14 protein-coding genes are annotated in these 15,056 nt (G+C 69.1%); 5 read left to right on the forward strand and 9 right to left on the reverse strand.

Translation table 11 applies throughout. The annotated features are described in order from the left end of the window. Positions 1–38: 38 nt before the first annotated feature. From B0E52_RS14720 to B0E52_RS14735, 4 genes are all read right to left on the reverse strand, one after another. Complete coding sequence (locus tag B0E52_RS14720; protein ID WP_077485034.1) at positions 39–1,475, reverse strand: M20/M25/M40 family metallo-hydrolase; 1,437 nt, start codon at positions 1,473–1,475, stop codon at positions 39–41. Between the two features lie 131 nt (positions 1,476–1,606). Continuing rightward, positions 1,607–2,017 (reverse strand): large-conductance mechanosensitive channel protein MscL, encoded by a 411-nt coding sequence (mscL, locus tag B0E52_RS14725; protein WP_077485036.1) that lies wholly within the window; start codon positions 2,015–2,017, stop codon positions 1,607–1,609. Between the two features lie 97 nt (positions 2,018–2,114). After that, on the reverse strand, positions 2,115–2,801 hold the full coding sequence (locus B0E52_RS14730) for a fumarylacetoacetate hydrolase family protein (protein ID WP_077485038.1): 687 nt from the start codon (positions 2,799–2,801) through the stop codon (positions 2,115–2,117). An 18-nt stretch (positions 2,802–2,819) separates the two neighbouring features. Then, entirely contained in the window at positions 2,820–3,368 is a 549-nt protein-coding gene (locus tag B0E52_RS14735; protein WP_077485040.1) for a hypothetical protein, read from the reverse strand. Positions 3,369–3,919: 551 nt separating this feature from the next. Between B0E52_RS14735 and B0E52_RS14740 the strand changes: the two genes are divergently transcribed. The 4 genes from B0E52_RS14740 (at position 3,920) to B0E52_RS14755 (ending at position 8,480) form a co-directional block, all read left to right on the forward strand. After that, on the forward strand, positions 3,920–5,167 hold the full coding sequence (locus B0E52_RS14740) for an efflux RND transporter periplasmic adaptor subunit (RefSeq protein WP_077485042.1): 1,248 nt from the start codon (positions 3,920–3,922) through the stop codon (positions 5,165–5,167). Between the two features lie 119 nt (positions 5,168–5,286). Beyond that, positions 5,287–5,973 carry an ABC transporter ATP-binding protein gene (locus B0E52_RS14745; protein ID WP_077485044.1) on the forward strand — a complete coding sequence of 229 codons (687 nt, stop codon included), beginning with the start codon at positions 5,287–5,289 and terminating at the stop codon, positions 5,971–5,973. A 10-nt stretch (positions 5,974–5,983) separates the two neighbouring features. Beyond that, complete coding sequence (locus tag B0E52_RS14750) at positions 5,984–7,150, forward strand: ABC transporter permease (protein WP_077485046.1); 1,167 nt, start codon at positions 5,984–5,986, stop codon at positions 7,148–7,150. 10 nt (positions 7,151–7,160) lie between these two features. Continuing rightward, entirely contained in the window at positions 7,161–8,480 is a 1,320-nt protein-coding gene (locus tag B0E52_RS14755; protein WP_077485048.1) for an ABC transporter permease, read from the forward strand. A gap of 69 nt (positions 8,481–8,549) precedes the next feature. Here B0E52_RS14755 and B0E52_RS14760 read toward each other — a convergent pair whose 3' ends face one another. The 4 genes from B0E52_RS14760 to B0E52_RS14775 all read right to left on the reverse strand — a co-directional run bounded on the left by B0E52_RS14760 (position 8,550) and on the right by B0E52_RS14775 (position 12,587). Further along, complete coding sequence (locus B0E52_RS14760; RefSeq protein WP_077485064.1) at positions 8,550–9,941, reverse strand: TIGR00366 family protein; 1,392 nt, start codon at positions 9,939–9,941, stop codon at positions 8,550–8,552. A gap of 234 nt (positions 9,942–10,175) precedes the next feature. Further along, complete coding sequence (gene yedA, locus B0E52_RS14765; RefSeq protein ID WP_077485050.1) at positions 10,176–11,096, reverse strand: drug/metabolite exporter YedA; 921 nt, start codon at positions 11,094–11,096, stop codon at positions 10,176–10,178. 272 nt (positions 11,097–11,368) lie between these two features. Next, entirely contained in the window at positions 11,369–12,229 is an 861-nt protein-coding gene (locus B0E52_RS14770) for a methylated-DNA--[protein]-cysteine S-methyltransferase (RefSeq protein WP_077485052.1), read from the reverse strand. A gap of 82 nt (positions 12,230–12,311) precedes the next feature. Next, a complete protein-coding gene (locus B0E52_RS14775; protein WP_077485054.1) occupies positions 12,312–12,587 on the reverse strand; it encodes a hypothetical protein in 276 nt (91 codons plus the stop codon). 78 nt (positions 12,588–12,665) lie between these two features. Between B0E52_RS14775 and B0E52_RS14780 the strand changes: the two genes are divergently transcribed. Beyond that, positions 12,666–13,022: a Rieske (2Fe-2S) protein gene (locus B0E52_RS14780; RefSeq protein WP_077485056.1), complete on the forward strand. Its 357-nt coding sequence runs from the start codon at positions 12,666–12,668 to the stop codon at positions 13,020–13,022. Positions 13,023–13,055: 33 nt separating this feature from the next. Here B0E52_RS14780 and B0E52_RS14785 read toward each other — a convergent pair whose 3' ends face one another. Continuing rightward, positions 13,056–14,873 (reverse strand): SLC13 family permease, encoded by a 1,818-nt coding sequence (locus B0E52_RS14785; protein WP_077485066.1) that lies wholly within the window; start codon positions 14,871–14,873, stop codon positions 13,056–13,058. Between the last annotated feature and the right edge of the window lie 183 nt (positions 14,874–15,056).

The raw sequence follows: 15,056 nt of genomic DNA on the forward strand, positions 1-15,056 counted from the left end.
TGAGCCGCCTCTTTCGCTTCCGCGTGCCGTCGCCGATGTCAGTCCTCGGCGCCGTCCCCCGCGAACGCGCTAGGCGCGGAGCCGAAATCGCCGTCGGCCTGCGCCGCCATGTACGACCACGCCGCGTAGACTGCCACGTTCTGCGCCAGTTCCTGCGGGTCGACCTTGTCCAGCGTGTCATTGCTGGTGTGGTGCCAGTCGAAGTAGTGCGTGGCGTCCTGGTCGAGGGTGAGCGCGGCCATGCCCTTGGCGTGCATGGAGCCGAGGTCGGAGCCGCCGCCGCCCGGCCGGCTGGCGTCGTAGGCCACGCCCAGCGGCTTCAGCACATCGGCGATCTGCGCCATGGCTGGTCGCGCATAGGGCGCCACGCTGGCGCTCATGCGGTAGACCTTGCCGGCGCCGAGGTCGGAGTCGGTGCCGAGCATGAACTTGGACACGTACTTCGCATGCCTGTCGGCGTAGGCGCGGGCACCCCACAGGCCCATCTCCTCGTTCGCGAAGGCGATCACGCGGATGGTGCGGTCGGGGCGCTGCGGCAGGTCGTGGATCAACTTGGCGGCGGCCATCGAGATGGCGACGCCGGCGCCGTCGTCGATCGCGCCGGTGCCCGGGTCCCAGGAATCCAGATGCCCGCCGATGGCGACGACCTGGTCGGGATGCTTGCGGCCGGTGATCTCGCCGATCACGTTGGCGCCGGTGTATTCGCCGTCGAAACCGCAGTCGAGGTCGAGCTTCACCGTCACCGGCTTGCCGTAGGCCAGCGCGCGTTCGAGCTGGTCGGCATCGGGGTTGGAGAGCGCGGCAGCGGGGATCGCTTTGTCACCGGGCTTGAAGCCGGTGACGCCGGTATGGGCGATGCGCTGGTGCGCGTCGGTGCCGGCCGAGCGCAAGAGATACCCGGCGGCGCCCTTTTCGGCGGCAATCACCGGGCCGGCCACACGCACCATCGAGCCCATGCCGTAGTCGTGGCCGTCCTGGTGGCGCTGCATGCGGAAGCCCACGTAGACGATCTTGCCCTTGATCGTGGCCGGGTCGGCGGCCTTCAGCGCGGCGAGGCTGTCGAAGCCGACCACCTGTGCGGTGAGTCCGCCCGCGGGCGTGCCTGGCGAATAGCCCAGCGCGGTGAGCACGAAGGGCTGCGGGAACGGCGCCACGATGGCACCGCTCTCGTGGCGGCGCACCCACTTGGGATAGGTCACCGGCTCCACATAGACCTTGTCGAAGCCCAGCGCCTTGAACTTCGCCACCGCCCAGTCACGGGCGCGCTGGTCGGCCTCGCTGCCGGCCAGGCGCGGGCCCACCTCGGTGGTCAGCGACTTCAGCACGGCATAGGCGGTGCCGTCGTCGAGTGCCCGGTCGTGCAGCTGTTCGGCCGTCTTTACGGCCGTGGCGGGGATGGCGGTATCGGCGGCGCTGGCGGTGCCGGCCGCGAGCAGCAGGCTGGCGGCGAGCAGAGTGAGCGGAAGACGGCGCATGCGGGGACTCCTGAGGGCGGGTTCCCGATTATGCAGCGGCGTCCCCGGGTCGCACAGGCCGGAAGTCGTGCCGTGCAGGAACGCGAAGGCCGGGCGCCTTGCGGCGCCCGGCCTTCGGGGCGACGCGTGCGTCAGGGCTTGTTCTTCAGCAGGTCGCGGATCTCGGTGAGCAGGGCCACGTCGGCTGGCGGCGCCGCGGGAGCCTCTTCCTGCTTCTTCTGCATCCGGTTCATCAGCTTGATCACCATGAAGATCGCGAACGCGATGATGATGAAGGTGATGATGGTATTGATGAAGGTGCCGTAGTTGATCGCGACCTCGGCGATCTTGTGCTTGGGGTCGCTGTCGTCGCCGGGCTTGAGTACCCATTTCATGGCGGAGAAGTCGATGCCGCCGGTGATCACGCCAATCGGCGGCATGATCACGTCGCTGACGAGCGAGCTGACGATCTTGCCGAACGCGCCGCCGATCACGATACCGACGGCCATGTCCATCACGTTGCCGCGCATGGCGAACGCCTTGAACTCCTGCATCATGCCCATGGATCTTCTCCCCGATTGGTATGCCGGATGGCGAGGGGACTCTAGCGCAGCACCTGCAGTCGCGGAATGAACGCAGGCGGCAGAATCTTGCGACGGCTCAGGCGATGCGCCCATCCAGCGTGGCGATGCCGTTCAGCTCGGCATGGAAGTGGTCGCCGCGCGCCAGCGCGGCCACGCCGGCCGGGGTGCCGGTGAACACCAGATCGCCCGGTTTCAGCTCGAACAGGGTGGAGAGCGCGGCGAGGATATGCGGTACGTCGTGGATCATCTCGCCCAGCCGCGCCTGCTGGCGTAGCGTGCCGTTCACGTGGAGGCGCAGGCCGGTATCGGGGCCGGGCAGGCTGCCGGCCAGCGGATGCAGCGCCGACACCGGCGCGGAATGGTCGAAAGCCTTGGCCACGTCCCAAGGGTGGCCCTTGGCCTTGGCCTGCGCCTGCAGGTCGCGGCGGGTGAGGTCCAGCCCCACGCCCACGCCCCAGACCAGCGCGGCGGCACGCTCCACCGGCACGTCGTGGCCGCCCGCGCCCAGCGCCAACACCATCTCCACCTCGTGGTGCAGGTCGGCCGTGGCGGAGGGGTAGGGCACGTCGGCGCCGTCGGCGACTACCGCGTCGGCCGGCTTGCAGAAGAACATCGGCCGGCCGGCCTCCACCGCGGCGCCCATTTCCTTGGCGTGCTCGGCGTAGTTGCGACCGATGCAGAAGATGCGGCGGACCGGGAAGCGCAGCGCGCTGCCCTGGATCGGCAGGCTTGGCTGGGGAGGCGGTGTGATGGCGTAGTCCATGCCGACCAGTCTAGCGGTTCAGTGCGAATGCGGGCGGAACAGGATGTCGAACAGCGGCGTCCAGCTCTTGCCGTCGTCGCGCGACTGGAGCGCGGTCTCGCGCACACCGTCGCCTTGCGGTGTCCAGCTCACCTTCAGCAGTTGGGCGCCCTGCGCGTCGCGGCTGCTGCCGGTCAACACGATGGACTTGCCGCGCCGCCCGCCTTCGGCCACCAGCAGCTCGCCCTCGTTGGTTACCCAGCTCTGGTGCCAGACGTGGCGCGTGGTGTCGTAGATGGTGAAGCTCTCGCCGTTGTAGCCGTCCGAGCGCCGGTAGGTCTCGTGCAGCACGCAGCCGCCGAGGATGGCCGTGACCAGGTTGCGCGCCACCGACGGCGCCCCGGTCGGTACCTTGCCGGTGGAGTCCACCCGATAGGTGTCCCAGTCGCCCAGCCAGAAGTCGAACTCCCGGTAGACCGGCGTGCTGCAGTGCGCGGCGGGTGGCGCGTCAGCCGCCAGGCACGGCCGTGCGGGAGTCGCAAGGCCGAGAATGGCGGCAAGCGAGGCTGCAATCAGACGATTCGGCATCGGGCGACTCCGTGGCTTCGAAGTTGGCGCACCGATCAGCCTGCCTGCTCCCCGGGTCCTGTTCAATACCTCGCATGGCCGGCCCCGGAGCCTTGAGTCCACGCGGTCCCTTGCGGCTCGAAGCGGCCCTCGCCGGGTGGGCGACTTGCCGTGTCCGGTTCACCGGTGCGGGAGTCCGCTCCGACGGGCGCCGGACACCCGCCGTTGCCCGTCGCCGGGCGCCGGCGGAACCGTGTCGATTTGCAAGGCTTCCGTTCGTCATCCCCGTGGAGGGCCGGACGGATCGGCCGCGGCAAAGGTCATCGAATGCGGGGTGATGCGTGACCGAAGTCGCGCGAAGCCCGTTCGCCGTCGAGTTTGCCGACGCGGCCGTGTGGTCTGTCGATGCTTTGGCCGGCAACGCGGCAAGGCCAATTTCCGCGGTATGGGTGAAGCCATTTCCGTCGATTGCGCGGACGGGATGACATCTGTCATCGTCGATGGCTGATAAGCGCCCATGGCCCTGGAGGCCCGGCCGCCGCTACGGTATTGCGCATCATGGAGTCACGGGGATGACGGTGAGCCAGGCCGAGTTGCTGAAGGAATTGCGTATCGACAAGGACCAGCGCGACGACCATCGCCAAGGTCCCGTGCGCTGGCCGTGGATCGTGCTGGCGATCGTGCTGCTGCTGGCGCTGGCTGGTGCCGGCGCATGGTGGGCGATGAGTCATCGTGCGATCGAGGTGCAGACCGCCACCGCGGTGTCGCCGGCCAGCGATCCCGGTGCCGGCGCGGTGCTGCAGGCCACCGGCTACGTCACCGCACGGCGGCAGGCCACGGTGTCGGCGCAAATCACCGGCACGCTCACCGCGGTGCTGATCGAGGAAGGCGACCACGTGAAGAAGGGCCAGGTGCTGGCCCGGCTGGACGACAGCGCCTACAAGGCCGCGCTGGACGTGGCGAAGGCGCAGGCCGCCGCGGCGCACGCACTGGTGGCGCAATACCAGGCGCAGCTGGCGCAGAACGAGCGCGACGCGACGCGCCAGCAGTCGCTGGCCGCGCAGGGGCTGGTGCCGAAACAGACGGCCGAACAGGCGCGAACCCTGGTCGACAGCACGCGCGCGCAGCTGGTGTCGCAGCAGAAACAGGTGGCCGCGGCCGATGCGCAAGTGGTCGAGGCGCAGGTCAATTTCGACTACTGCGTGATCCGCGCGCCGTTCGACGGCGTGATCACCACCAAGGACGCCCAGGTGGGCGAGATCGTCTCGCCGTTCTCCGCCGGCGGCGGCTTCACCCGCACCGGCATCGGCACGATCGTCGACATGGATTCGCTGGAGGTAGACGTGGACGTCAACGAGGCCTACATCGGCCGCGTGAAGCCGGACATGCCCGCCGAGGCGGTGCTGGACGCCTACCCGGACTGGAAGATCCCCGCCCACGTGATCGCCATCGTGCCCGCCGCGGACCGCGGCAAGGCCACGGTGAAGGTGCGCGTGGCACTGGAAAAGAAGGACGCACGCATCGTGCCCGACATGGGCGTGCGGGTGTCCTTCCTCGAACAGAAGGCCACGGCCGTGGCGCAAGCGCCGAAGGGCGTGCTGGTGCCGGCCAAGGCGATCGCGCAGCGTGACGGCCGCAGCGTGGTGTTCGTGGTCGCCGGCGGCAAGGCGCAGCTGCGCGCGGTGCAGCCGGCGGCGCAAAACTACGGCGACATGAAGCTGATCCCGGACGCGCTGCAGGCCGGCGACGCGGTGGTGCTGACGCCGCCGGCCGCGCTGCGCGACGGCGCGGATGTCCGGACGGAAACGGCGAAACCCTGATTGTTGCAGGAGCGCACCCTGTGCGCGATCGTTCCAGCGCTTGACCGAAGCAAAAGCCATCGCGCACTGGGTGCGCTCCTACCGGCTCGAAAAATGCAGGCACACATCGGAGACACACCATGGACACGTTGATCCAGATCCGCGACCTCTCCAAGGTCTACGAGCGCGGCAAGCAGAAGGTCGAGGTGCTGCACCACATCAACCTCGACATCGCCGAGGGCGACTTCCTCGCGCTGATGGGGCCGTCCGGCTCGGGCAAGACCACCTTGCTCAACCTGATTGGCGGCCTCGACACGCCCAGCGCCGGCAGCATCGGCGTGGCCGGTTCGCGCATCGACCAGCTCGGCGGCGGCGCGCTGGCGAAGTGGCGCGCATCCAACGTCGGCTTCGTGTTCCAGTTCTACAACCTGATGCCGATGCTGTCCGCGCAGCGCAACGTGGAACTGCCGCTGCTGCTCACCAAGCTTTCCGGCGCGCAGCGCAAGAAGAACGCGGCCATCGCGCTGCAGCTGGTGGGGCTGGCGGACCGCGCCTCGCACAAGCCCAGCGAGCTGTCCGGCGGCCAGCAACAGCGCGTGGCGATCGCCCGCGCGATCGTCTCCGATCCCACCTTGCTGGTCTGCGACGAGCCCACCGGCGACCTCGACCGCCAATCCGCCGAGGACGTGCTGGGCTTGCTGCGTACGCTCAATCGCGAGCACGGCAAGACCATCGTGATGGTCACCCATGATCCGAAGGCTGCCGAGTACGCGGACCACACGCTGCATCTGGACAAGGGCACCCTCGTCGAACAAGCGACGGCCTGAGGATGGCGCCATGAAATACTTCCATCTCATCTGGGCCGCGCTGTTCCGGCGCAAGACCCGCACCATCCTCACCCTGGTGTCGATCGTCGCGGCGTTCCTGCTGTTCGGCATGCTGGACGCGGTGCGCACCTCGTTCGACCAGGCCGGGCAGAGCGCGAACGGCGCCGAGCGCCTGCAGACCGGCTCGAAGCTGTCCTTCATCCAGACCTTGCCGCAGGCGCTGGGCGCGCGCATCGCCCAGGTGCCCGGCGTGAAGGCGGTGACCTACGCGAACTGGTTCGGCGGCGCCTACCAGGACCCGCACAACCAGGTCTTCAGCTTCGCGGTGGCGCCGAACTATCTCGACCTCTACCCCGAGATCGCGGTGGACCCGGCGCAGCGCAAGACCTTCGACGACACGCGCACCGGTGCGCTGGTTGGCGAGGCGCTGGCGAAGAAGTTCGGCTGGAAAGTGGGCGACAAGATCCCGCTGCAGTCCACCATCTTCCCGGACAAGAGCGGCAACAAGACCTGGACCTTCGACATCGTCGGCATCATGCACGCGAAGGACAAGAAGAGCGCGGGCTTCTACGACCAGATGTTCCTGCTGCACTGGAAGTATTTCGACGAGACCACGCCGTACAACCGCGGCACCGTGGGCTGGTACGTCACCCGCGTGGCCGACGTGAACCAGGCCGATCGCGTGGCGCGGGCGATCGACGCGCTGTCGGCGAACTCCGACCACGAGACGCGCACGCAGACCGAGCAGGCCGCCACCGCGAACTGGATGAAGCAGCTCGCCGACATCGGCCTGATCGTGGGCTCGATCATGGGCGCGGTGTTCTTCACCCTGCTGCTGTTGTCGGGCAACACCATGATGCAGGCGGTGCGCGAGCGCACCTCGGAGCTGGCGGTACTGAAGACGATCGGCTTCTCCAGCCGCAGCGTGCTGGCGATGGTGCTGGCCGAATCGGTGCTGCTGCTGCTGATCGGCGGCGTGCTCGGCCTGGGGCTGGCCGCGGTGCTGATCCCCGGCGTCAGCGCGAACAGCGGTGGCATGCTCAACCTGCCCACCGTGGGCGCCGGCAGCTGGGTGCTGGGCCTGGTGCTGATGGTGCTGATCGGCTTGCTGGTGGGCGCGCTGCCGGCAGTGCGCGCGATGCGGCTCAATATCGTCGACGCGCTGGCCGGGCGCTGAGGAGAACACCATGAAAAGGTTTTTCGTCAATCTGGGCCTGCTGATCGCGCTGGCCGTGGCGCTGGCGATCTGGGTGAAGCTGCCGTGGCCGGTCGTGCTGGCGCTGGTGGTGCTCGGCGCGCTGTGGATGGCGTTCACCCGCCACGGCCGGCAGGCCGCCTCGGTCACCGGCGTGGGCATCAGCACGCTGCGCCAGCGGCTGGGTTCGTCCGCGGTGATCGTGATCGGCATTGCCGGCGTGGTCGGCGTGCTGGTAGCGCTGCTGGCGATGGGCGAGGGCTACAGCGAGACGCTGCGCAAGACCGGCAACGCCGACACCGCCATCGTGATGCGCGGCGCCTCGGCCTCCGAGGTGATGTCGGTGCTCGACCACGACAGCATCGTGCAGATCGTGCAGACGCCCGGCATCGCGCGCGACGCCAAGGGCCAGCCGCTGGCCTCGCCGGAACTGGTGGTGGCCGCGAACCTGCCGATGAAGGGCGGCAGCGCCGACGACGAGGGCAGCGTGCAGCTGCGCGGCGTGGGCGACGAGGCCTGGGCGGTGCGGCCGCAGGTGAAGATCATCGAAGGGCGCAAGTTCAACCCGGGCATGCGCGAGCTGGACGTGGGCAAGGGCGCGGCGCAGCAATTCGCCGGCCTGGTGCCCGGCCACCAAGTGCGCCTCGGCAGCCAGCTGTGGACCGTGGTCGGTGTATTCGCCTCCGGCGACGCGATGGATTCGGAAGTGTGGGGCGATGCCAACGTGGTCGCCGACACCTACCGCCGCGGCAGCAGCCGCGCCTCGGTCGTGGCGAAGCTCGCCAATCCGCAGGCGTTCGACGCGTTCAAGGCCGCACTGGCGGCGAACCCGCAGCTGAAGGTGGACACCGACACCACGCTCGCCTACTACGCCAAGCAGTCCGAGGGCATGAGCACGGTGATCCGCATCATGGGCATCACGGTGGGCCTGATCATGGCGATCGGCGCGATGTTCGGCGCGCTCAACACCATGTTCGCCGCGGTGGCCACGCGCGCCCGCGAGATCGCCACGTTGCGCGCGATCGGCTTCCGCGGCCTGCCGGTGGTGGTGGCGGTGATGCTGGAGACCATGCTGCTGGCCCTGCTCGGCGGCGTCATCGGCGGCGCGCTGGCCTGGCTGGTCTTCAATGGCTACGGCGCCTCCACCCTGGCCGCCGGCACGGTGGGCAAGCTCAGCTTCGAGCTGGCGGTGACGCCCGCGCTGCTCTGGACGGGGCTGAAGTGGGCGCTGGCGATCGGCTTCGTCGGCGGCCTGTTCCCCGCCGTGCGCGCCGCGAGGCTACCGGTGACCACGGCGCTGCGCGAACTCTGATGCGACTGTAGGAGCGCACCCTGTGCGCGAATGGCTCTTGACGAAGAGCGTTCGCGCACAAGGTGCGCTCTACGGCATCACCGGTGGCACGTATTGCAGCGTCAACCCCAGCAGCCACAGCAGCCCCAGCACCAGCGGCACATGCACCAAGAGCTGCATGAAGGTGTAGCCCACCACGTCGCGCGCCTTCAGGCCCAGCACGCCCAGCAGGGGCAGCATCCAGAACGGGTTGATCAGGTTGGGCAGCGCCTCGGCGGCGTTGTAGACCTGCACCGCCCAGCCCAGGTGCACGTGCAGGTCGTTCGCCGCCTGCATCACGTAGGGCGCCTCCACCAGCCACTTGCCGCCGCCGGACGGCACGAAGAAACCGAGGATGGCCGAGTAGGCGCCCATCACCGCGGGGAAGCTGTCGGTACTGGCCACGTGCACGAACAGCTGCGACAGCCGGTGCGCCAGCGTGACGCCGCCCGCACCCTGCGCGTGGGTGAGCAGGGCAGCGATGCCGCCGTACAACGGAAACTGGATCAGCACGCCGGCGGTGCTCGGCACCGAACGCGCCACCGCGTCCAGGAAGCTGCGCGGACGCCAATGCAGCAGCAGGCCCACGGTGAGGAACAGGAAGTTGTAGGTGTTGAGGCTGGCGATCGCGCTCACCGCCTGCTTGGTGGCGAACTCGTGCGCGAGCCAGCCCAGCCCCAGCAGGCCGATCAGCACCGAGAGCAGCGGGCTGTATTCCAGCCACTCGCCGGGGCGCGTGCGTGGCGGCAGGTCCGGCACGGCCGTCGCCTCGCTGACGCCGAAATAGTGCGCCGTGCGCGCATTGCGGTCCGATGGCGCGGTGAGCCAGCACACCAGCAGCGACGCCGCGATCAGGCAGGCGGTGAGCGCGAAGGACTGCCACAGGAAGATCGTGCTGGTGAACGGCAGCACGCCGGTGATCGCCAGCAGGCCCGGTGGCATGCTCGCCGGGTTCGCTTGCAACTGCGCCGCCGAGGAGGACAGGCCCATCGCCCACACCGCGCCCAGGCCCAGGTAGGCCGCCGCGCCGGCCGCGCGGTAATCCATGCGCAGATCCTCGCGCCGCGCCAGCGCGCGCACCAGCAGGCCGCCGAACACCAGCGAGAAGCCCCAGGACAGCAGCGAGGCCAGCATGCTCACCAGCGCCACGTAGCAGATCGCGCCGCGGCCGCTCTTCGGCACCCGCGTCAGCAGGTCGATGAAGCGCGCCACCACCGGCGCGGTGGCCACCACGTAGCCGCCGATCACCACGAAGGCCATCTGCATGGTGAACGGAATCAGGCTCCAGAAGCCATCGCCGAACGCGTTCACCGTGGCCACCGGCGTCGAGCCGAAGGCCAGCGCAGCGATCGCCACGATCACCACGCCCAGCGCCGCGAACACCCAGGCATCGGGGAACCAGCGCTCCGACCACGCCGCGCTGCGCAGCGCCAGGCGCGCCATCCAGCCTTCGTTCGTGGAGTTCATGCCCCGACTTCCTCTCATGCGATGCCGCGGGCATGGTGGCGCGCGGCCGGCGCGCGGGGCAAGCCGACCAAGGTCGATGCGCACGCGCGGCGAAATCTCGGCCCGTAGGTCGGGATTCATCCCGACCGGGCTTGCCAAGGAACTGGTGTCGGGATGAATCCCGACCTACGGTATGCAGTCTGTTGGAGGGCGCTCGCGCGCGGTGCAGCCTTACGCGCGCCGTCGCTGCCGCGCCAGCGTGATCGCCGCCACGCCGAGCAGGATCACCGCCATGCCCGCGAGTTCGAACGGCCCGATGTGTTCGCCCGCCAGCAGCATGCCGAACAGCACGGCCACCGGCGGGTTTACGTAGGCGTAGCTGGTGGCGAGCACGGGGCGCGCGTGCTTGAGCACGTAGAGGTAGGCGCTGAAGCCGATCAGCGAGCCCACCACCACCAGATAGGCCAGCGCGAGGTTCGCATGCAGCGCGGGATGCGCAGGCAGGTGCTCGCCGTGGCCGAGGCCCATCAGCAGCAGCGCCGCGCTGCCGCACAGCATCTGCGCGGCGGTGTTCATCGGCCCGGCCGGCATGTCCTGCTGCTTGCTCCACACCGAGCCGAACGCCCACGCCGCGGCGGCCACCAGCAGCGCCAGTGCGGCGATACGCGAGCCGGAGAGGTCGCCGCCGAGATTGAGCACGATCACGCCGGCGAAACCGACCAGCAGGCCCAGCGCCTCGCGCCGGTTCGGCCGGTGCCCGTACCAGCTGCCGAACAGCGCGGCGAACAGCGGCATGCTGGCCACCGCCACCGCGGCGATGCCCGAGCTCACGCGCTCCTCGGCAAAGCACACCAAGCCGTTGCCGAGACCAAGCAGCAGCACGCCGACCACCGCCGCGTTGCGCCACTGCCGCCCGGTGGGCGCTGCCACGCCGCGCAGGCGCAAGAAGCCGAACAACAGCGTGCCGGCGATCAGGAAGCGCACGCCGGCCAGAAGGAACGGCGGCCAGCTCGCCAGCGCTAAACGGATGCCGAGATAGGTCGAGCCCCAGATCACGTACAGCGCCAGCAGGCCCAGCGGCACCAGCAGGCGGGAGCGGTCGACGGCGGCGTTTCCCGCGCCGCTGGCGGCGAGGGTGGTGGCATCGTTCATGACGGGACTCGGCAGAGGGGTGTTGCGCGCGGCGCAGTCTACCGGCAAGGAGCCATCCGGGACTTCGACCGCCGCCGCGCATCGTCGTGGGGGAACGGCGACAGCGTGGATGATGCAGGAGGCGCCCGCCTTGCGGTAGCGAGTCTTCCGCAAGGCAGGCTTGAGGCAGCGTCAAGGCGGGAGTCGTGTAGGAGCGCACCCTGGGCGCGAATGCTTTTGCTTCGATCAACGGCAGAGCATTCGCGCACAGGGTGCGCTCCTGCAGGTGTCCGCTAGCGTTTCGCGCAGCGCCGCTCGCGCGCCAGCAATTCGCGCTTGCGCTCCACGCCCCAGCGCCAGCCGCCGGGCGTGCCGTCCTCGCGCACCACGCGGTGGCAAGGCACGAGTAGGGCGAGCCGGTTGTTGCCGCAGGCGTTCCCGACCGCGCGTGCAGCCTTCGGCGCGCCGATCGCGGCGGCCAGTTCGCCGTAGCTGCGCGTCTCGCCCGTGGGGATCTTCGTCAGCGCATCCCATACCCGCCACTGGAACGCGGTGGCTGCCACGTCCAGCGGCGGCGGCGCGGGTGCGGCGGCCTCGCTCCAGCCAAGATCGCTGGCGATGCGGGCGATCACCGCATCCAGCCATTCCTCGCGGCCCGCGTCCACGCGCTCGCGCTCGGCCTGCGGGAATTCGTCGGCGAGGCGTGCCTCCAGTTCGGCGTCATCCGCACCCAGGGTCACCGCGCAGATGCCACGCGCGGTGGCCGCCACCAGCAGGCGGCCCAGCGGCGTGGCGGTGGTGGTGTAGCGGATGCTGGCGCCCGCGCCGCCGGCGCGGTAGCTGGCCGGGGTCATGCCGAGCAGGCGGTCGCTGTGCTCGTAAACGCGGCTGCCGGAGCCGAAGCCGGCCTCGTACACCGCGTCGGTGACCGCCGCGCCGCCTTGCAGCGCCGCCTTGAACTGGCCGAAGCGACGGGCGCGATGGTATTCGGCCGGACTCACGCCATAGCGGCGGCGGAACGCGCGCTGCAGATGGCCGGGACTCAGTTGCGCGAACTGCGCCAATGCATCGAGCGTGGGCGCCGCGTCGGCGCGCTCGATGCGGGCGCGCACGCGTTCGAGGGTATCGGCGAGGGGAGCGGGGCGGGCGTTCATGGCGTCATCCGGTGCTGCGTGCCGCCATGTTGTGCCGGGGCGACACTGGGCACCATCCGGATCCTGCGCTGGAGCAGGTTCTTCAGTGCGCGACCGGGCGACCCTGGCGGATCACCACGAACTCGCCTTCCAGCACGTCCGGCGCAGGCTTGTTCGGCGTGTTCGCTGCAGCCCGCGGCATGCGCGCCTGCTTCCACTGGCGCCATGCCAGCAGGATGGCGCCACCGATCAGCAACACGCCGGCCACGGCCAGGCCGAACACCAGCAGCACACCCAGCACGGCGACGCCGATCAGCAGCGACAGGGCGCGCACCAGCGGGTGGCGGGAGCGACGAGGCGAGGGCAGATGAAGGCGCATGTGTTAAAAATCCGTGTGCTAAAATCAAGGACTTACGCGTGCAACGATGAGGCCATCCGGCCCGTAGGACAAGTGCCGATGGACACCATTTCACCTATCTCGCTGCTGTGCCGGCTGGACGCGATTCCCGACGGCGGCGCCACCGCGATCGAGAACGTGGCCGCGCTGGCCGGCGAGAGCGTGATCGTCGATCGCCGCGGCGACACGGTGCGCGCCTGGCTCAACGTCTGCCCGCACGCCGGCCGCCGGCTGGACTACGCGCCGGGCCAGTTCCTGCTCAAGGACGAACTGCTGATCTGCGCCGTGCACGGCGCCAGCTTCGACCGCCGCGACGGCGTCTGCGTGGCCGGTCCCTGCCGCGGCGAACACCTGCGCGCGCTGGCGGTGGAACTGCGCGACGGCGAGGTGTGGCTTGTCCCTTGCGATCGTCCTTGATCGCAGAATCAAACAGGCTCTTGGTCGCACTCCTCAGCGGAACAGCAGGTTGATCGACACCAGGGTGACGATCAGCATCGCCAGCGTCAGCGGCGCGCCCACGCGCAGGAAGTCCTTGCCTTTGTAGCCGCCGGGGCCGGTGACCATCATCAGCGCGGGGTGGCCGGAGCTGAGCAGGAAGGTGTTGGAGGAGGACACCGCCACGATCAGCGCATAGGCCGAGGGGTTGCCGCCGGTGGCCACCGCCACCGAGATCGCGATCGGCACCATCATCACCGTGGCGCCCACGTTGGACATCACCTGCGAGAACAGCAGGGTGAGCACGGCCAGCGTGGCCTGCAGCACCCACGGCGAGGCGTGGCCAAGGTAATGCAGCACGTATTGCGCCAGCCATGCGGCGGTGCCGGTGGCGTCCATCGACCAGCCCAGCGGAATGAGGCACGCCGTCACGAAGATCGTCTTCCAGTTGATCGCCTTGTAGGCCTCGTCCATGTTCAGCACGCCGGACAGCAGCATGCCGATGGCGCCGCACATCATCGCGACGGAAAGGTCCAGGTTGGTGAACAGCGCCAGGCACTTGGCCAGCACGAAGAAGCCCACCGCCTGCCAGATCTTGCCGGGGCGCTGCTCCTCCTTCGGGATGTCGGTGACCACCACCAGGTCGCGGTCTTCCGAGGCCAGCGAGAGGTCGCGCCAGGTACTGTGCACCACCACGGTGTCGCCGGCGCGCAGCGTCACCGCGCGCACGTCGTCGCGCAGCACCTGCTCGCCGCGGTTCACCGCCAGCACCGAGATGCCGAAGCGCTTGCGCAGGCGCAGCTCGCCGATGGTGTGCTTGATGAAGCGCGACACCGGCGGGATCACCACCTCGGAAATGCCCGCGCGGGTGGGGTTGAACAGTTCGGTCAGCTGGCGCATGCGGGTGGACAGCCGGCACAGCTGGTTGTTGGCGAAGCGGTTGAGCTGCTCGCGCGGCCCCAGCACGCCGAGCACCGAACCCACCCAGATCACATGGTCGGCTGGCGGCGCCATGCGTGCCTCGTTGCCGCTCTTGATCGCCAGGATCATCGGCGCGTCATGCAACTGCTCGGCCTCGCCGATGCTCATGCCCACCAGCGGGCTCTCGGCGGTGACGGTGAGCTCGGCGGTCTCGCCCACGATGCCGTAGGTGTCGGCGAAGTAGCTCTCGGTGCGCCCGGGCGTCACCTTCAGGCGCTCGTCCTCGTGGCCGGGCAGCAGCTTGCGGCCGAAGAAGTAGAAGTACGCCACGCCCACCGCGGCCAGTGCGAGACCGGCCGGGGTGACGCTGAACAGGCCGAACTTCGGGATGGTGTGAGCGCCGGGCAGCAGGTTCGCGTTCGCGCTGGCGATCAGGTCGTTCAGTACGATCAGCGGCGAGTTCGCGATCAGCGTGGTGTTGGTGGCGGTGAGGATGCAGAACGCCATCGGCAGCAGCAGCTTCGACAACGGCACGCCGGTGCGCGCGGACAGTCGGCTGGACACCGGGATCATCAGCGCCGCCAGCGCCTGGCTGGGGATTACCGCCGAAAACAGGCTGGCCATGATGTTGATGACCAGGCCCAGGCGCGACTCCATGCCCTTGGCCAGCCGCATCACCATGTGCGCGGTGAGGTTGAGCACGCCGGCGCGATCCAGCCCCTCGCCCATGATCATGATCGCGATGATCGCGATCACCGCGTTGCCGGCGAAGCCGTTGAACACGCGGTCGGAGGGGATCACCCCGGTGAGGCCGATCACCACCACCACCAGCAGCGCCACCATGTCGGCGCGGATCCACTCCAGCACCAGCATCAGCATGGTGAAGCCCACCAGCCCGAGCACCAGGATCATTTCGGGGGTGAGCGTGAGCGGCACTAGCGCGCGTCCCGAACGGGTGTCGAACGTGGATGGATGCGGAGTGGCAGTGGCGAATTCACGCTGCGACGCTCGTCCCTGGCTGGATCGCGCCAGTATAAGCGGCGCGATGCAAGGGCTGGTGAATCACGGCTTTCCCCTCTCTTCGATGGGGAGAGC

The sequence above is a fragment of the Rhodanobacter sp. C06 genome, assembly GCF_002001105.1.
Lineage (GTDB): Bacteria > Pseudomonadota > Gammaproteobacteria > Xanthomonadales > Rhodanobacteraceae > Rhodanobacter_A.